Genomic DNA, 15,499 nt, shown 5'->3' on the forward strand with positions numbered 1-15,499 from the left:
GGGCTGTGGACCGTTCCGCGACTTGAACCTAGTTCGGCCCGTTCCAGTGAACTGCCAGATCGCTTGAACACGGCAGGCCAGCGCACCGTTCCGCCTGCCGTCCGGCAAGCGCCGGACTATGGATCGCGGCGTGCAGCCTCGCCCTGGCTGCTGCTCCGCACGGTCTTCGATGTCTTGGAGGTGATGGGACGGTGAAGGGCAGTGCCAAGGCGCCTAGCCAATCCAGCCATGGAGGGGGGTTGCCGCCCGATGCAGGCAAAGCGAATGCCTCGCCTCCCCTGGGAGCGGGGCACCGCTTTTTACCTGGCTCTATCTGCTGTCACCATTGGTGAGCGACGTCGATCACGAGCCTGGATCCGTTGCCAGGACCTGCAAGGGTGAAGACCTTGAAGGGCAGCCGGGCGCGGACGCCGAGGCCCAGGGTGGTGCGGCCCTCGAAGCTGCCTGCCCAGGCAACCTGCCTGAACGTCTTAAAGGTGGAAACGTTGGTTACCTCGGAGCGGTTCGCCGGCACGAAGGTGGCCTTGCCAGTGGTGCTGTCATAGCTGGGTGCGTGGGCCGTGACCTGCAGGAATGCACCGCCCCTTAGCTTGATGGGCAGTCCGGACCCGGCCTGGACAACCCTTGAGACGTAGCGGACGTTGTAGCCGGTTGCCTTCCCTTTCATGTCGATTACCAGGCGGTCGAAGCAGTAGTACTTTCCTGAGCGAACATTGGTTATGGATGCGGTGCTCATGGCCTGGTTGGTCTTGGCCAGCGAGCCCCAGGCCAGTCCGCAGTAGGAAGGGGTTGCAGAGGCGAACCCCGGCGCCAGCAGGCCCAGCCCGAGAGCCATGATGATGGCAGTCAGCCAGGCGCTTACTTTTTTCATGTGGGTACCCCTTTCGGGTGTGAGTGATTGGATGACACCAGAGTAGGAGCGCCAAAAGCTCGAAACGAGGGATGTTTCCGGTTCTTCGTACAACCGTTAAGACGCCGAAAAACCGATCACGGGAGCGTAAATCCGGGGCCCGTTTCGGGGCCGTCGAAAGACGTTCGTGCCCTTTTCTCAACTCGCCTGTTATCGCCGGTAACAGGGCGATAGGCGCCGGAGGTGTGATCCGACAGGGAACGCTGCTCGTTCAACACGCCGGCCGTTCGGCTTTAGCAAACCTGAATCCGGCTCTAGCCTTTGACCTCGACTGCCGGCAGCTCTCTCATTCTTGGGTGCAGGCGGCCGTAACGAAGTCATAGATCTGCCCTCGCAATGCAGATCCGGCTCCGATCTTCAGCAGCCCCTCCTGTCCTCGCAAGCTAACGCGTAGCGGCAGCAGGGTGCCCACCTTGTCCTCGGCAACGGCGTGTGGGTCACAGCGGGCCGGCCTGATCACCAGTGGTATCTCAGTTGGCGGATCACCCTGCTTGACCTGGATGTTCCGCGGCCAAGGACCACTGTCCGGTTCGGCCAGCAGCGTGGTCCCGTCAATGCTCGTAATCGTCAGCGACCCTGCAGTCGTGTCCGGCTGGGCCCCGGTCGGCTCCCTCGGGGTGATGACCATCCGGATGACGGCGGTGCGCGAGTCCGGCGCGACCTCAAGGCGGGGATCCAGGACGATGGCCGCCACAGCGGCGGCCTCCGCGGCGAGGCACAGCTCCCGGTTGTTCCGCTCAAGAACTCTGAAGGGATCGTCGGCGGCTGACCTCACCTCCCAGACATCCACCTCGCCAGGCGCCGAATACCGGACGGTGGCAACGGGCTGTTCCGCTGATGACCTGGCCCCGTCGCCGCACGCGGCCGCCGGAAGCCGGGCCGGAAGGCTCGTGGGCTGGCCGGGAAGCAGTTCAAAGCTGCCGCGCGTCGGCTCCCACAGGATGTCACCGCGGAACAGGGGCGACGTGAGCTGCGCCGCGGCTATCGTCAGGGGGCCGCCGGACACGTTGGTGAGCAGGAGCTGGATGGCCTGCTTGCCGTACTGGTCGCGGGACTGGTTCACTTCCACCGTTATCGGCAGCGGTTCAGAAACCGTTGATGGATTCGGCGGCGTACAGGCTGAAAGGGCCAGGGCAGCTGCCGCCAATGAAGCAAGCCGTCGCCGCGCAACCGGACGGTACCTCGTGCTGCAGGGGCATGCGCCAACCTCGCCCATGCCAATAGTTTAGGGCGGCCGGCCGGCGGGCCGCGGACCCAGGGAATCTGAATCCAATGCGCACGTGGCAACGGCAGCGCGACGGACCCCCGATCGCGGGGCGACAGCTACCGACGGGTTCTGTGGAACGTCACCCACAACGCGAATGAACTTGTCCCGGTACGCATGACACCGGCTGTCTGCATCACCGCTGTCGTCTGCCTCCTGCTCGCGGTGTCGTTCTACGCCGCCGCCGCTGACCCCCTTCGGCACCGGAGGCAACTGCCAAATTCTGTTCGATCATTGTCGGCGCCCGACCTTCCTACAGGTATGGCGTCACCCTACGCCTACCCGCCGCTATGCACCCTTGGTAACCAGGTAGATAGCCACATAGACTAGTGGTGAGTAGACTCTAGTCATGACCGATGAACCGAAGTGGCCGAGCGACTGGACTAGAGCTGTCCTGGCGCCGTGCATCCTGAAGCTGGTTCAGAGCAGGACCGAGACTTATGGCTACCAGCTTGTTCAGGATCTGGACGCGCGGGGCCTGCCCGGTATCGTCGGCGGCACCGTCTACCCGGTACTCAACCGGCTCGAGGCTGAGGGGCGACTGCGCTCGGAATGGCGTGAAGGCAGCGGAGGCCCGGGCCGCAAGTTCTACAGCATCACCCCCCAGGGAGAAGCCTGGCTGCGCGAGACCTCCGGCGCTTGGCAGGACTTCACGGCAAGGGTATCGGCAGTACTGACGTTGGAAGGAAGACTGGCATGACCACTTTGGAGTACTTCAAAGCCCTGGCGCTGGAACTCCGCCAGCGCAAGCTCAGCGAGGACCAGGTCACTGATGTGCTTCGGGAACTCCATGGCCACCTGCAGGAGACGGGAGACCGTCCTGAAAATGCCTTCGGCGGTCCCAAGGAGTACGCGGCCCGGCTCCCGAAGGGGAACACGGTTTCCCGCGGATCCAAAGTCGCCTACCTTGCTGCCGGCGTGCTGATGGTTGTGATCGGCGTGAAGGTTTTCACCGGGCAGGTCCTCGGCATATCCCTCGGCTTCCCCGGGACGCTGATCTATCTTGGGGCAACTGTCCTCGTGACATTCGCCCTGATCGCGTGGAGCAATGTGCTGCAGCGGCAGCTTCCGGAACATATAGCTGCCGATCTTCGCCGCGCCCCGCAGGAGAACGGCACCTGGCAGATGCAGGCAGGTTCTGATGCTCGAGTACCGCGACACGGCGGTCATGACCGGAAGGATTGCCAGTAGTGACTGAGACGCCGCAAGAAGAGTATGCAGCCGAGCTGACGGAAGAACTCGAACTCCGGGGCGTTCCTGCAGCAGCAACGACACAGATCGTGCGCGAGGTCCAAAGCCCCATCGCCGACTCCGGCGAGGATCCCACCGCCGTCTTCGGAAACCCAAGGGAGTACGCGGACAACTTCGCACCGAACCGGACGGCCAAGTTGTGGATGCTGATCGTCTCATCGGTGATTCTCGCAGCGGGAGGAGGCTACCTGCTGATCTCCGGGGTCTTCGGGCTGCAGTCGCCGTCCCATGAGCTGTGGGGTTTACCGGCCTGGATGCGCGTGGCCATGGGTGCTGTGGGAATAGCCTCGTTTATCGCACTGGTCCTCCTCGCAGGGGGGCGCGCAAAGCGTCGGTCCCTCAGCTGGCACATCTAGGCGTCCTGGGGAAGACTCAGATCTTTTCGTCGCTGGCCTCATCCGGCATGTTCACCCCCGATGGCAGGATGGTTCCCGTGGCGAAATACAAGGCGGGATGCGGCTCCGAACCAGGAGTGGGTGCTGATGTAACGGGGCGGCCTCACCAGGGCACGGATCGCTGAACTCGTAAAAGCCCCTGCCTCGACGGTCGGATACCACCTGCGTGTCGCCGCCGCCGCGGATCCAGGACTGCGGCCTGCGCACGAAGCGGCTGCCGCCAGGAAAATCATGGTGACGGCCCAGGGCCGGGAGCGCATGCAGCAGCTAGTGGCCATGGTTCAGGAGACGGGACGATACCCGTCCACGAACGCAGAGAGCACTTCCGAACGGACCCTGGCGACGTGGCTTCAGCGGAGGCGTTAGGATGTGCGGGCCGGGACGCTCGTACCGGCCTTCAGGGAGGGTCTGGCAGTGCTTCCGGGTTGGGAGGATAAGCTGCGCGCCGAAGCTGACAAGGACCGGTGGCAGGAACGGCTCACAGCCCTGAGCGAATACCGGGCAGCGGGAAATGACTGGCCACGACACAAAGCATTTGTCACCGGCGAAGAGCACGACCTCAGCGTCTGGCTGCACACCCAGCGGTGCAAGGCCCGCCGCGGGGAACTCGGCCTCTAGCTGGACAGGGCGCTTCCACGCTCCGGAGAGAAATCCCTGTTCTTGGGATGGAGGATCCTCCGCCGCTGTCCGTCTGGCTGAATCTGCGCATCAATCATTGCCTCCCACTGCCTCGTCCGGGCCCCGATTGGCGGCCGTATACCCGACGGAGTTTACTGGGGGCAAGGGTGAGGAGAAGGGGCATGAGTTAACTTTGATCAGCCATGGCAAGTCCGTGACGCTCGGATTTGCACGCCCTCGCCTCCGACTGCTGTTCCGCGTTTTCATGCGGTCACTTAGTCGAAGCGCACGCAGTCCCACCCAAGGATTCGTGGAACGGCGAGCCCTTCAAGAACGAACGGATCACCGGCGATGAAGCGCTCAGCGTCCTCGCGCGAGGTGAATATCCCCATCGATGCACCGGCCGGGTCCATTGTTTGGAACGGGCCCAGTGCGAGGAGCCCGCCGCCACCGGCACGGAACGCTTCAAAATAGGCCTCATGGCGGGGATACGTCTCAAGAACGCGTGAGCCATCGATGCCCTCGCTGAGGCTATACATCACGACGAATTCCATGTGCCCGCTCCTACCCGCCGCTCTACCTGACAATGCCGAGACTGTAGCAGTTGAAGCACGGCTACTCTATGGCTATGGCAACGGGGGCAGGCAAAGACGGCAACAAGTATGAGTGGCAATCCTGGCCGCCGAACTCACTCGAGGGCATGCCGCCGAAACGAAGACGTCTCGCGGGCTGGGCACTGGTCTTCTGGTTCTTCGTGCTGGGCGGGCTCTTAGGATCTGCCTTTGAGGCAGCGGGTGTTCCGCAGCCATGGCGGGCACTGCTCGTGCTAGCCGTGTTGGCCGCCGTCTTCGTTCCGCTTATCCGGGCGGCCGTCTTGGAAACACGCCAGCTGCGCGCCGAAGGGATCGAGCTGCCCTCTTATCCGGTCACCCGCAAATCGCTGATCGCCGCGGCCGTCATCACAGGCGTGCTCTGGGTCATTTATGGTGTCGCGGTCGTCATTAGCCAAGAGCAGTTTGTGTTCCCGCTGCTGCTGCCGATCGCGGGCACCGTCTGGCTGGCCTTTCAGGTGCACCACTGGCGAAGGCGTCAGTCCGGGTAATTGCAGGATTGATGAAAACCTCAATTTCAAGGCCGGTAGGGGCTATTCTGTGACGTAGGCCCGGGGGAGGTCCCGGCTGAAGTCTTGAGGGGGCCAGCTGAATGGCAGACAGTGCCATGTATTCGACCGTCATCAGCCACGCGCACAGCTCCGAGGACGAGTTCCTCGACGTCCAGGACATCGGCCTGGCCCACGAGCCCACGAGTGACGCCGGCGCACATCACGGGAAGGGCCCGGGGATTGCCCCGGCCGGCCAGACGGAATCGCTGATTCCCGAGATCTTTCCGGTGTATGCATTCATCTGAACGCCCTGCTTGGGTAGGTACTGAACTACGAATCGGGGGACACCACCGCCGTTGCGGCTCTCACTGTCGGTGTCCTCCGTGATGATGGTGCAGTGCCTGCATTTCCAATCACCAGAGCCCGCCCCGCGGAGGCCGTCCCGAGGGGGCGGATGGGATATAACCTCTCTGCAGACCAGCTGCTGCTGCACACGATCCAGACCGAGGAAGCCTTCGAAGGCCTCCTTACCACCGGGGCGCTCGTGCCCGATCCGTCCCGCGTGGATCCGCTGCATGCCGATGCCTATGGGTGGCTGTATCGGCAGATGGCCGCACGGCTGCCCACCAAGGGTGACGGGGCGGTCTGGTTTTGGGCACAGATCAGGAGGCAGGATCTCGTGGAGATCTGCAAGCAGTCACCGGGGGAGGTTCTGCTCACCTGCAGGATGCCACGGGAACGGGTGCTGCTCTCGCAGTTCGGCGACTGGCATTCGGCCCTGAACCGGAGTCCGCTGCTCATTGAGCTCCCCGGTGAGAGGGACGAGGAGTACTGCGCCCGACTGGAGCGCGCCTTCCAGGAAGTCGAGACCAGGATCCGCGCCGCCGGGATGGCACGTGACGCCGGGTACCAGCACTGGCCGGAGGACCTGCGGCGGGAACTGGAGTGCAGCTGGGAGTTCTTCCTGGACCCCGGGAACTACGGGCGCTACGACAACTGGCAGGCCACAGTGCACTGCCTGTACGAGGACGACGTCGTGGAGGCGGTCCGGCTTCAGGGCTGAGGATGGAGGATCACACTGGACCAGAGTGGTATGGAGTGTGGTGTCCCGGTAGCTTTTCTGCCGGCCCACTGCGCGAAGGGCGGACATTTCGCCGTGCGCTACCGAGTGCCCCGCGGGATCCCGTCAAGTCCTCGTTGGAAGTTCTTCCAAAATGATCTACATCTCACACATCCTGATTCGCCAAATCCCGGCCTTAGCGCGGCTGGTTCTGGATCCGCGGTTACCGGTGTAAGTGCTCTCGCCAGTCTTCGGGTACCTTGTCTGCCGGTGCAGGTGCCGGCTGCTCCAGTGGTCTGGACTGAGGGTCCGGAAGCCGCGGGCCCCGGAAGAACTTCTTCGTGGTGTGCTCGTAGAACCACTCCTCCCCAGGCTCAAAGGACCTCACGACGGGGTGACCGACGGTTCGCGCGTGGGCACTGGCATGCTGCGAGGGTGATGAGTCGCAGCATCCGATGTGGCCGCATTGGGCGCAGCGGCGAAGATGTAGCCACCAGCCTGGGCCGTCACCGCTGAGGCACTCCAGACATCCTGTTCCACTGGGTGTGGCGGCGAGGCTGATCCCTGGAATAGGGCGATCCTCCATGGATCCTCCATTTCCATCGCTCCGGTTCTGCTCAGGTAATCCCGCTTGCCCACCCCGGGAGCCATTCTGGCAGAATCTGCTCGCCTTAGGAATGATGGAATCGAGGCGGCAACCGGGGCCCGATACAACTCCGACACCGGTGGCGAAGGACCTTCCCGGAGGCAACAAGCACCCCTTGTCCCCAATGTCTTGGCGCGAGTATCCTGAGCGTCACCGAACCATAGATCCGGAAAGACGGCGGCCATGGATGACTCGGTTCCGGTCATGCTGATTGCTACCACAGACCCGACCTCTCGGCGCGTTCTTGGAGATGAGTTACGTCGACGGTACGGTGCCGACTATGAGGTGGTGGCCTGCGCCGGCCACGCCCACGGGCGGGCGGTGCTTGAGGGGCTCCGGCGCTGGAATCGCCAGGTCGCCCTCATCCTCGGATGCTACGGTCCGGCTGACCGCGGTGGACTCGATTTCCTGCGGCGTGCCTATGTCTTCCACCCGGCAGCCAAGCGTGGTGTTGTGGTGACATGGGGTGACTTCGCCAGCGCCCCCACTGTATTCCGGGCCATCGCGCAGGGGTACGCCGAATTGGTGATCATACGTCCCGAACGATCGCGCGACGAAGAATTCCATGGGGCGGTCACCGACGCCCTCGACGACTGGCACCTGGCCCAGGGGGTCGGGTTCGAGGCGGTCCGGCTGATCGGGGAGGTAGGCGACGAAAGGACTCATATGTTGCGCGATTCCTTGAGTCGAAACCACATCCCGGTGGGCTTCCACCCTGTGGGGTCCGAGACCGCGCAACGGACCCTGGAGAGCCTGGACCTGCGCGACCCCCTGCTGCCGGTCATGGTGCTGGAGTTCACCGCTTCACCAATTGTCCTCGAGAACCCCAGTGACCTGGAGATCGCCGAAGCGATGGGGGTGACTCGACCGCCACCGGCGGACAAGATCTTCGATGTGGTGGTTGTGGGAGCCGGTCCCTCGGGTCTCGCGACCGCAGTGTATGCCTCCTCCGAGGGCCTCTCCACCATGGTGGTGGAGGGTGAGGCTGTGGGAGGCCAGGCCGGCACCAGTTCGTTGATCCGCAACTACCCCGGCTTCTCCCGCGGTGTGAGCGGCGCCCACCTGGCCTACCGCTCATTTCACCAGGCCTGGACCTTGGGCACGGACTTCCTGTTCATGCGGAAGGTGGAGGGGGTCCGCGTGGATGGGGCGTTATACGCTGTGTCGATTTCCGATGGAAGTGTCGTGCGGTGCCGCACAGTCGTGGTGGCCGCCGGAGTGGACTACCGTCGCCTCGGCATACCTCAGCTGGAGGATCTGGTCGGCAGAGGCGTCTTCTACGGCGCCACAGTCTCCGAGGCGCCGTCGATGGCCGGAAAGCACGTCTGCGTCGTGGGTGGCGGCAACTCGGCCGGACAGGCGGTTTTGCACCTTGCCAAGTACGCGAAGAAGGTGACGCTGCTGGTGCGCGGACCCACCCTGTCGGCAAGTATGTCGGACTACCTCATCTCCCAACTAGAAGCCACCCGGAACGTTGCGATCCGCTACAGCACCGTGATCGTGGGGGCCCGCGATCACGACGGATTCCTTGCCGGCGTCAAGGTCGCCGCATCCGGAGCCGAAGCAACCCCGAGCGAGGAGATCGAAGCGGGCGGTTTGTTCGTGCTGATTGGTTCGGTGCCGCGGACCTCCTGGCTGCCCGACACGGTAGAGCGTGACCCAGCCGGTTTTCTGCGCACGGGCGCCAGCCGGGATGTCAGTGACGCCGGGTCCACCAAGCCGGACAGGTCGCCATTAGCGCTGGAAACCAGCATGCCCGGCATTTTCGCGATCGGCGACGTGCGGGCCGGTTCGATTAAAAGAGTGGCTACCGCAGTCGGGGACGGCGCCACCGTGGTCTCGATGCTTCACACCTACCTGGCCGAGAACCCCCTGCCTGCCTCGCCTCCCGCCCCTGTTGAGGCAGCCGCACCCGAAGAACTGCCCGGTGATGTCCACTCCACCTGAGGTCACACCGTTGATTCCGCCGATGCGGTGGCTGCTTTACATCGCTGCATTCCTCGTGTTCCTTGCCGGGCTCGTGCTGTTCGTTTTTCCGCTCCGGACTGAGGAATGGTTCGCGTGGACAGTCAATCCGCCCATGACCGCGGTCTTCCTCGGGGCGGCATATTGGTCGAGTGCCGGCCTGGAGGTGACGGGCGCACGCTCAGCGAATTGGGATTCAGCGAGGCTCGCAGTCTGGCCCGTGTTCGTCTTCACGACATTGACCCTCGGAGTCACCCTGCTTCATCTCGATCGATTCCACCTGTCGCCAGACACTGCCCCCACCGCCCAAGTGGCCACTTGGGCGTGGCTGGCAATCTATGCCATCGTGCCCGTGGCGATGCTCGTCATAAGCTGGATGCAGATTCGGTCCTGGCGTCCTGCCACGAAATCCATAACGGCGGGACGGCCGGTGCTACCCCCTGCGCTCCGGCTGCTCCTGATGGGCATCGCCGCGGTACTGCTGTTATATGGCGTGGCGCTCCTGGCAGTACCCATTCCTGCCGCGACATGGTGGCCGTGGCCACTGTCCGAGCTCACAGCGAGGGCGATCGGAGCGTGGCTGGTCGGTCTCGGGTGGGCGGCTGCGCAGGGCCAGTTGAGCGGCGACCTTCGCACCGTCCGCCCCGTAGCGCTAACCTCCGTTGCCTTCGTCATTCTGCAGGTGCTTGCCCTGCTGCGGTATGGCGACGCCCTGACATGGCCGAGCGCGCCGGCGATCGGCTTCGTAACCGTACTACTTGCCATTGGAGTGGCCGGCGGATGGGCACTCGCACTTTCCCGTGGCCGGTAGTCCGGCCGGAATTTCGTGAGTGACCTTCCCGCATACGCTTGATCGTCCGGACTGGTCGGGGCCCCGACCACCCAACACCTGGCACCGAAGAACTTCTGAGCCTGGGCAACTAGGCCTTCAGCGGATCAGCCGCTTCTTCATGCCTGCGTGGTCAGGTGCTGGGGGATAGGATCGCCCAGCCGCGGGCGGGAAGTGTCAGATTGTTGGTGTTCGCGTTCAGGTGGCCGTTCCCGGACAGGAGGACCGAGGCTGTGGGCGGTACGTTGAGTTCGGCGGGCTGGGCTGCTTGGTTCAGGGCAATCACGAGGTTCTGGTTTTCTGCGGTGGACTCGAACACGAGGTGTTCGTTGCTCAGTGAAAGCACCTTGGTGCGTGCGGTGTGCAGCCAGGCGTGCCGCCGTCGTACTCCGATGAGCTCCTGGTGCAGCCGGTAGATGTCCTTGCCCAGCGGGGAAAGCTCTGACGGGTGAGGCGGGAAGGTGGGCCGGATTTCGTCGTCGCCGCCGGCGCGGTCTTCTTTAATGCCCCGGTACGCCTGCTCATCGCCGTAGTACACCGACGGTGTGCCGCCCACGGTGAAAAGGACCACCAGGGCGTGTGGCAGTAGTTCTGGGTTTTCGAGCTTGCTGGCAATGCGGGTGACGTCGTGGTTTCCGACGAACGTCAGCGGTGCGAAGCCGTCCAGGAAGGTGTTGTGGCGTTCGAGCGCGGACGCCAGCTCGTAGAAGTTGATTCGTTGAGACAACTCCAGACCGCTTTCCAGAGTTCATACTGGGTGGCAGAATCGAGAGTGCCGTTGCGTACCTCGGCAGCGTAGTCGCCGTGGATGTACTCGCCCACAAAGTACGCATCCGGATAGTCGGCGCGCACTGAAGCCAGCACCGTGGTCCAGAAAGCCGAAGGCACCGCGTAGGCTGCGTCCAGGCGCCAGCCATCCGCGCCCCTGCCCAGCCAGTGTTTCAGGACTGCCGTGACGAAATCCGCGACCGCGGGTTCGTCGTGATTGAGTGCGACCAGGTGGTGGTGGCCCTCGAAGTCCTCGTAGTCGGGTTCTGCCGCCAGGGATCCGTCCTGGGGCCATCTGATCTGGAACCAGCTGGCGGTAGGAGCCGTCGGGCCATGGGCCAAGGTGTTCTGAAAGGGCTGGAAGGAACGGCCAGTGTGGTTGAACACCCCGTCCAGGAGGACCCGCAGGCCGCGGGAGTGGGCTTCACGGACAAGTTCATCAAAATCGGCGTCGTCGCCCAGCCGGGGGTCGATCCGGAAGTAGTCCGTCGTGTCGTAGCCGTGGGTTTCTGAGGCAAAGACCGGTCCAAGGGCAATACCGGAGCATCCGAGTTCTACCACGTAGTCCAGCCACGGGATGAGTTTGCGGAGCCGGTGTTCTGCCGGTGCACCGGCCGGCAGCGCTTCCTTGTCCGCCCCGGCGAAGCCTAAGGGGTAGACGTGCCACCACACGACGTGCTGAACCCAACTCGGTTCTGCCATGGCTGTATGCCTTTCCTCGGGGACGGGTCTCGGTCCATTCTGCTTCAGGACAGCAGCGCGGTCACATCAGGCGCGTCGGCACCATGATCATGCAGGGGTCCTCCAGTTCTGCCGGCTCACTGTTGCTGTTGTCGATGAGAGCAAGGGAAGACCTTCAGATGCCAGAAACCAACTCGAGCGACCAGAAATGCCGAGGCCCTTGCTGACGCGGGACTGCGTATTCTCGCTGAACTACCGCACGACCAACGGTGTATACGCCATCGGTGCAGGCTTCTTCGCTGGGCACAGGGGTCGTGCTTACGGTGGTCACATTCCCGCCTGGCCAATCGTCATAAGTGTGGATGGCGCTGATAGCCCGTTGGTGAAGGCGCCCCTCTACCAAAGGAGACGAGAACCATGAAGACAATGACCTGCAGCCAGCTCGGCGGCCCGTGCGACTTCGAGTTGCGCGGCGAGAACGCCGATGTCGTGATCAAGGCCCAGGACCGCCACCTCCGTGAGACCGTCCGGGCTGGTGATACCGCGCATGAACCGGCCCACGAGGAGATGAAGGGGCGTTGGCGCAGGCCGCTGGCTGCACTGGGTTGGTACCGCGAGACGAAGAGGGCCTTCGCTCAGCTGCCGGAGGACTGAGCCGGGACGTCCCCCTGCCGGCGCCGCACAGAGGCGAGTGCCTCGGGTGCTGCCCGGAATACGATTCCGGTGATGACGCCGCCGACGATGGTGAAGTCAAAGGCAACCTTGACTTGGCCCCGGTGGATCCAGGCCGCGCCGGGCCGATCACCGAGGAAGACCCCGAATGCTGCCTTGGCGGCACCGTTGAAAAACTCAGCCACGTGGTGGCGTCCAGCGATCCGTTGCGGGGTGCCCAGTGCGACGGCGGCGTCATCGCCGGTGATGACCACCTCGGGAGCGAGCAGTTCGAGTAGCCGGCTGAAGTCGCCCTCGCGTGCCGCAGCGAGGAAGGCGTCGACGACCTGCCAGTCAACGATTGCGGCGCCGGGGGACGGCTGGGCGATTTTGGCACGAGCCCGCGAGGCGAGCTTTCGGGCCGAGGTGGGGCTGGCGTCAAGGATCGCGGCAATGGTCGCGAAATCGAACGCGAAGCTCTCGTGAAGGACGAACGCCACCCGCTCCCGAGGTGTGAGCCGGTCAAGCACGACCTGCAGAGCGATGCCGACGGTGTCGGCTAGGGCCACCTCGTCGGCCGGGTCCGGGTGCGCCTCGGCGGCGTCCTCGACCTCCTCCTGGGGCACCGGAGTCTTGGCTCGCAACCGATCGAGGCACAGTCGAGTGGTGGCGGTTGTCAGCCATGCCGGGACGTTCTCGATCTGATCGGCCGTCGAGGCGAGGCGCAACCACGCTTGCTGGACAATGTCCTCGGCTTCGGCATGATCGGAAAGGATCCGCCCGGCCAAACGGAGGAGCCGCGGACGCTCGTCCTCGAAAATCTCAGTCAGTTCAGTCATCCCGTCACACTTTGTCCGGTTGCTTCGTCGTAGTCAATGACAAAGCGTACTGTCCGGGTGTAACGCCCAGTGATCAGGTTGGCGTTGCTTCCGGCCTAGCCGGACGCGGGTTTGAGGGAGTTCGTGCTGCTCTCCGCAACGGCAGACCTGCACTCGGAAGGGGCCGCGATCATTGACCAGTGGGGGAGAAAAGCCATGGCCTTGGCCAACTAAGTTGGAACAACGGCGTCTTCAGGTGATCGATGGCGCGGCTTTCGTGTGGGCGCACACCACGAGAGCGTCAACGAGTGCGTCCTATTCTTGCTCGCACCCCACGCGCGCCTCCTAACCCCACGCGCGCCTCCTATTCGGGTCTCTCTTGACAGGCACAAGATCAGAGGCTCTTATCGAGTACCTACATGAATAAGAGAGGCGTGGTTGCTATGCCTGCCGTCCAAACTACCCCGGCGAACCAGGCCCGCCTCCGGGCGGGAGCCGCTCTTATGACGCTTGCCGGGCTGGCCTTCCTTGCGTACGCCGCGGTCTTCCTGGGACTGAACTTTACGGGTGCCTTCCTCGAGCTGGGTATCGGCCCAGATGAAGTGGACAAGGGGATGGTGGAGGTTGAGGCATTCAGCCCGCAGCTGCATCACTACATCAGCCATCTGCACATTGCGCTGAGCGGCTTCATCGCTGCGACCGGGCTGGCCATCGCAGGACTGTCCTGGTACGGGGTGCGCCGGGGAGAATGGTGGGCCTTCGCCACAGCCGTTGTGGTCCCGACCGTCGGACTCGCGGTGGCCCTCCCCGCGCATTACCCGTGGGGCCTGGCCACCCTAGGGCACCTCGGCCCGGTCTACCTCGCCGTCCTGATTTTCCTGGCTGGGGCCGGGGTAGCCTACAGCGGGATGCGAAGCCCCGCAACGAAACACGATTGAGATTCCGAACCAGTCCGCTGGCGGATCGTGGCCAAGAGCTGAGGAGTTCGCAGGGCCTGCTCAGGCCGGTGGCGCCCAGCTCTGCAGCTCGACGGCGTTGCCTTCGGGGTCGGTGACATAGCACCAGGTGACCCGGCGCCCGTCGGCTGTCGTGAGGGTGACGACCTCGCCGACCGAGCTCCCGCCCTCATCGAGGACGCGGCGCCGAGCGGCCTGCACGTCCGCAACCGCGAAGGCGATGTGGCGGAAGCCCGGCCGGTCAATGCCCACTTCCGACGCTCCGTCCGTCGAGGCGAAAGTGTAGATCTCGAGCGTCGGTCCGTCATCGCCATGCCCGGGCAGCCGCAGATGCACGCCCCGGAGGGCGGCGTTCGGCACGGCGGTGCCCCGCTCGAGGTCAGGCCCCGAGTAGTCGCGCTCCGGTGGAACCGGCGTGCATCCGAAGAGACGCACGTACCAGTCGGAGAGGCGGCGCCAGTCGCGCGCGATCAGATTCGTGTGCCCGTACCGAACGCCGTCGATGGGTCCGCTTGCGTCGTCACCAGTCATGGACGCATAGTACCCACGGCGGGCCCAGAATGAACCGGTGCAGACGGTGCAGACGGCGCGGCGATCCTGGCCGCCAGCTTCCTGACCAATGAAGCGCTGCAGTGTTGACGAGGCGGCGGATTGCGTGCCAACGTTTCGTCGTATCCACAGGAACTGTGCGAATCGCTGCCATTCAGCCGGCCCGCCGCGGCCGAAGTCGAATCCTGTAAAGATGCCTGGAAGCTTCGCTGACCTAGCAATGTCTGGTTGCCACCCCATGTAATGCCCCTCCGGACATAACATTGTTGTATGGGCAGCCCGGAAGCGATTGCTCTTGTCTTTCTATTTCTTGTCATCTGGGTCGGCACGATCCTGGTGTTGCTGTCCCGTGTGGACCGCGATGAGAGGCGGGAACGACGCCACGAACGGAGAGCCAGTCGGCAGGCGGGGCATCACGCGCACTAAGCAATCCAACCCCGCGTGGCATGACGACCGGCAGAGTTGACGACACGCCAGACAGCTTCGCAAGACTGTCAGCGGCCGGCGAGATCATGGTCGTATGACGGCACCAACAGTGGAAGCTGCGATCCATGACCTGATGGATCTCGCTTGGAATGTGGTCTACGACCTTCTCGTGGAGCGTGGCCTGCTCGGTGACGGGCTGGACGTTTATGAGTACACAGGGATCCATTCTTGGGTGGAAGGCCTGACCCGCTACACCATCGTGCACTCCCGTACGGTTGCGGTGTTGTTCCTGGACACCCGCCCGGTGGATGCCATCGTGTTCCATCACGACCTGCTCGGCGCCGACGACCCGAAGAGCTTCTTCAGCGAACCCGGGAGGGCGTAGGGGCAGCTTCTTCTCCAGAGGCGGCGCGAAGGCCATCATTGAATTGCCAGAGCGGCTGCCTACCCGGATCGGAGAAGGTCATGTTAAGGGCCCTGCTGTGCAAGCTGAACATTCGGCACGAATGGCACGTCGAACACACCGAAGACGGGAGCTTGTATAAGCGCTGTCTGCGGTGCGGCAAGGATGACGACCGAGGCAGCGGAGGAGGAGCGGGCAACTTCGGCG

General features: G+C 63.8%; 20 protein-coding genes and 1 pseudogene. 12 read left to right on the forward strand and 9 right to left on the reverse strand.

Annotation, left to right across the window (positions count from 1 at the left end):
• Positions 1-319 precede the first annotated feature (319 nt).
• Together ACIP90_RS00960 and ACIP90_RS00965 are read right to left on the reverse strand one after the other, a co-directional pair.
• Positions 320-871, reverse strand: a complete 552-nt coding sequence (locus ACIP90_RS00960) for a hypothetical protein (RefSeq protein ID WP_400575946.1) — start codon at positions 869-871, stop codon at positions 320-322.
• Between the two features lie 325 nt (positions 872-1,196).
• Positions 1,197-1,973, reverse strand: coding sequence for a hypothetical protein (locus tag ACIP90_RS00965; RefSeq protein ID WP_400575948.1), 777 nt, complete (start codon positions 1,971-1,973; stop codon positions 1,197-1,199).
• 550 nt (positions 1,974-2,523) lie between these two features.
• Between ACIP90_RS00965 and ACIP90_RS00970 the strand changes: the two genes are divergently transcribed.
• The 4 genes from ACIP90_RS00970 (at position 2,524) to ACIP90_RS00985 (ending at position 4,438) form a co-directional block, all read left to right on the forward strand.
• The gene (locus tag ACIP90_RS00970; protein WP_400575949.1) at positions 2,524-2,874 is read left to right on the forward strand and encodes a PadR family transcriptional regulator; all 351 of its coding nucleotides are present in this window, start codon (positions 2,524-2,526) and stop codon (positions 2,872-2,874) included.
• On the forward strand, positions 2,871-3,365 hold the full coding sequence (locus ACIP90_RS00975; RefSeq protein WP_400575951.1) for an HAAS signaling domain-containing protein: 495 nt from the start codon (positions 2,871-2,873) through the stop codon (positions 3,363-3,365). The genes ACIP90_RS00970 and ACIP90_RS00975 overlap by 4 nt, the downstream gene beginning before the upstream one ends.
• The gene (locus ACIP90_RS00980; protein WP_400575953.1) at positions 3,365-3,781 is read left to right on the forward strand and encodes a hypothetical protein; all 417 of its coding nucleotides are present in this window, start codon (positions 3,365-3,367) and stop codon (positions 3,779-3,781) included. The genes ACIP90_RS00975 and ACIP90_RS00980 overlap by 1 nt, the downstream gene beginning before the upstream one ends.
• Positions 3,782-4,234: 453 nt before the next feature.
• On the forward strand, positions 4,235-4,438 hold the full coding sequence (locus tag ACIP90_RS00985; protein ID WP_400575955.1) for a helicase associated domain-containing protein: 204 nt from the start codon (positions 4,235-4,237) through the stop codon (positions 4,436-4,438).
• Between the two features lie 275 nt (positions 4,439-4,713).
• Here ACIP90_RS00985 and ACIP90_RS00990 read toward each other — a convergent pair whose 3' ends face one another.
• Positions 4,714-4,992 carry a hypothetical protein gene (locus tag ACIP90_RS00990; protein ID WP_400575957.1) on the reverse strand — a complete coding sequence of 93 codons (279 nt, stop codon included), beginning with the start codon at positions 4,990-4,992 and terminating at the stop codon, positions 4,714-4,716.
• Between the two features lie 74 nt (positions 4,993-5,066).
• Here ACIP90_RS00990 and ACIP90_RS00995 point away from each other — a divergent pair, with 74 nt between their 5' ends.
• From ACIP90_RS00995 to ACIP90_RS01005, 3 genes are all read left to right on the forward strand, one after another.
• Positions 5,067-5,540, forward strand: coding sequence for a hypothetical protein (locus ACIP90_RS00995; protein ID WP_400575959.1), 474 nt, complete (start codon positions 5,067-5,069; stop codon positions 5,538-5,540).
• Between the two features lie 101 nt (positions 5,541-5,641).
• On the forward strand, positions 5,642-5,845 hold the full coding sequence (locus ACIP90_RS01000) for a hypothetical protein (protein ID WP_400575961.1): 204 nt from the start codon (positions 5,642-5,644) through the stop codon (positions 5,843-5,845).
• Positions 5,846-5,994: 149 nt separating this feature from the next.
• Entirely contained in the window at positions 5,995-6,603 is a 609-nt protein-coding gene (locus tag ACIP90_RS01005) for a DUF3841 domain-containing protein (protein WP_400575963.1), read from the forward strand.
• 11 nt (positions 6,604-6,614) lie between these two features.
• Here ACIP90_RS01005 and ACIP90_RS01010 read toward each other — a convergent pair.
• Positions 6,615-6,714: pseudogene (locus ACIP90_RS01010) on the reverse strand (nucleoside deaminase); the annotation flags it as partial.
• Between the two features lie 109 nt (positions 6,715-6,823).
• Positions 6,824-7,186 (reverse strand): UBP-type zinc finger domain-containing protein, encoded by a 363-nt coding sequence (locus ACIP90_RS01015; RefSeq protein WP_400575965.1) that lies wholly within the window; start codon positions 7,184-7,186, stop codon positions 6,824-6,826.
• 243 nt (positions 7,187-7,429) lie between these two features.
• Here ACIP90_RS01015 and ACIP90_RS01020 point away from each other — a divergent pair, with 243 nt between their 5' ends.
• On the forward strand, positions 7,430-9,193 hold the full coding sequence (locus tag ACIP90_RS01020; RefSeq protein ID WP_400575966.1) for an FAD-dependent oxidoreductase: 1,764 nt from the start codon (positions 7,430-7,432) through the stop codon (positions 9,191-9,193).
• On the forward strand, positions 9,177-10,022 hold the full coding sequence (locus ACIP90_RS01025) for a hypothetical protein (RefSeq protein ID WP_400575968.1): 846 nt from the start codon (positions 9,177-9,179) through the stop codon (positions 10,020-10,022). The genes ACIP90_RS01020 and ACIP90_RS01025 overlap by 17 nt, the downstream gene beginning before the upstream one ends.
• A gap of 151 nt (positions 10,023-10,173) precedes the next feature.
• Here the strand turns inward: ACIP90_RS01025 and ACIP90_RS01030 are convergent, their stop codons facing one another.
• Together ACIP90_RS01030 and ACIP90_RS01035 are read right to left on the reverse strand one after the other, a co-directional pair.
• Positions 10,174-10,767 carry an alpha-amylase family glycosyl hydrolase gene (locus ACIP90_RS01030; RefSeq protein WP_400575969.1) on the reverse strand — a complete coding sequence of 198 codons (594 nt, stop codon included), beginning with the start codon at positions 10,765-10,767 and terminating at the stop codon, positions 10,174-10,176.
• Positions 10,686-11,510 carry an alpha-amylase family glycosyl hydrolase gene (locus ACIP90_RS01035; RefSeq protein ID WP_400575971.1) on the reverse strand — a complete coding sequence of 275 codons (825 nt, stop codon included), beginning with the start codon at positions 11,508-11,510 and terminating at the stop codon, positions 10,686-10,688. The genes ACIP90_RS01030 and ACIP90_RS01035 overlap by 82 nt, the downstream gene beginning before the upstream one ends.
• Positions 11,511-11,906: 396 nt before the next feature.
• Between ACIP90_RS01035 and ACIP90_RS01040 the strand changes: the two genes are divergently transcribed.
• A complete protein-coding gene (locus ACIP90_RS01040; protein WP_400575973.1) occupies positions 11,907-12,143 on the forward strand; it encodes a hypothetical protein in 237 nt (78 codons plus the stop codon).
• Here the strand turns inward: ACIP90_RS01040 and ACIP90_RS01045 are convergent.
• Positions 12,125-12,979, reverse strand: coding sequence for a sigma-70 family RNA polymerase sigma factor (locus ACIP90_RS01045; RefSeq protein WP_400575974.1), 855 nt, complete (start codon positions 12,977-12,979; stop codon positions 12,125-12,127). The genes ACIP90_RS01040 and ACIP90_RS01045 overlap by 19 nt on opposite strands.
• Positions 12,980-13,401: 422 nt before the next feature.
• Here ACIP90_RS01045 and ACIP90_RS01050 point away from each other — a divergent pair, with 422 nt between their 5' ends.
• Positions 13,402-13,896, forward strand: coding sequence for a hypothetical protein (locus tag ACIP90_RS01050; RefSeq protein ID WP_400575976.1), 495 nt, complete (start codon positions 13,402-13,404; stop codon positions 13,894-13,896).
• A gap of 60 nt (positions 13,897-13,956) precedes the next feature.
• Here the strand turns inward: ACIP90_RS01050 and ACIP90_RS01055 are convergent, their stop codons facing one another.
• A complete protein-coding gene (locus tag ACIP90_RS01055; RefSeq protein ID WP_400575978.1) occupies positions 13,957-14,703 on the reverse strand; it encodes a VOC family protein in 747 nt (248 codons plus the stop codon).
• Between the two features lie 280 nt (positions 14,704-14,983).
• On the opposite strand from ACIP90_RS01055, the gene ACIP90_RS01060 reads away from it, so the two are divergent.
• Positions 14,984-15,274, forward strand: a complete 291-nt coding sequence (locus ACIP90_RS01060; RefSeq protein WP_400575980.1) for a hypothetical protein — start codon at positions 14,984-14,986, stop codon at positions 15,272-15,274.
• The last annotated feature ends 225 nt before the right edge of the window (positions 15,275-15,499 follow it).

It is taken from the genome of Arthrobacter sp. NPDC093139 (genome assembly GCF_044754165.1).
GTDB lineage: Bacteria > Actinomycetota > Actinomycetes > Actinomycetales > Micrococcaceae > Arthrobacter.

Excerpts from the sequence above, each read along its gene's own strand:
- ACIP90_RS01060 (WP_400575980.1), top strand. The coding sequence starts at position 14,984 with ATGACGGCACCAACAGTGGAAGCTGCGATCCATGACCTGATGGATCTC.
- ACIP90_RS01050 (WP_400575976.1), top strand. The coding sequence starts at position 13,402 with ATGCCTGCCGTCCAAACTACCCCGGCGAACCAGGCCCGCCTCCGGGCG.
- ACIP90_RS01000 (WP_400575961.1), top strand. The coding sequence starts at position 5,642 with ATGGCAGACAGTGCCATGTATTCGACCGTCATCAGCCACGCGCACAGC.
- ACIP90_RS01025 (WP_400575968.1), top strand. The coding sequence starts at position 9,177 with ATGTCCACTCCACCTGAGGTCACACCGTTGATTCCGCCGATGCGGTGG.
- ACIP90_RS00970 (WP_400575949.1), top strand. The coding sequence starts at position 2,524 with ATGACCGATGAACCGAAGTGGCCGAGCGACTGGACTAGAGCTGTCCTG.
- ACIP90_RS01040 (WP_400575973.1), top strand. The coding sequence starts at position 11,907 with ATGAAGACAATGACCTGCAGCCAGCTCGGCGGCCCGTGCGACTTCGAG.
- ACIP90_RS01015 (WP_400575965.1), bottom strand. The coding sequence starts at position 7,186 with ATGGAGGATCGCCCTATTCCAGGGATCAGCCTCGCCGCCACACCCAGT.
- ACIP90_RS01045 (WP_400575974.1), bottom strand. The coding sequence starts at position 12,979 with ATGACTGAACTGACTGAGATTTTCGAGGACGAGCGTCCGCGGCTCCTC.
- ACIP90_RS01020 (WP_400575966.1), top strand. The coding sequence starts at position 7,430 with ATGGATGACTCGGTTCCGGTCATGCTGATTGCTACCACAGACCCGACC.
- ACIP90_RS00960 (WP_400575946.1), bottom strand. The coding sequence starts at position 871 with ATGAAAAAAGTAAGCGCCTGGCTGACTGCCATCATCATGGCTCTCGGG.
- ACIP90_RS00990 (WP_400575957.1), bottom strand. The coding sequence starts at position 4,992 with ATGGAATTCGTCGTGATGTATAGCCTCAGCGAGGGCATCGATGGCTCA.
- ACIP90_RS01035 (WP_400575971.1), bottom strand. The coding sequence starts at position 11,510 with ATGGCAGAACCGAGTTGGGTTCAGCACGTCGTGTGGTGGCACGTCTAC.
- ACIP90_RS00995 (WP_400575959.1), top strand. The coding sequence starts at position 5,067 with ATGGCAACGGGGGCAGGCAAAGACGGCAACAAGTATGAGTGGCAATCC.
- ACIP90_RS01055 (WP_400575978.1), bottom strand. The coding sequence starts at position 14,703 with ATGGGGTGGCAACCAGACATTGCTAGGTCAGCGAAGCTTCCAGGCATC.
- ACIP90_RS00975 (WP_400575951.1), top strand. The coding sequence starts at position 2,871 with ATGACCACTTTGGAGTACTTCAAAGCCCTGGCGCTGGAACTCCGCCAG.
- ACIP90_RS01005 (WP_400575963.1), top strand. The coding sequence starts at position 5,995 with ATGGGATATAACCTCTCTGCAGACCAGCTGCTGCTGCACACGATCCAG.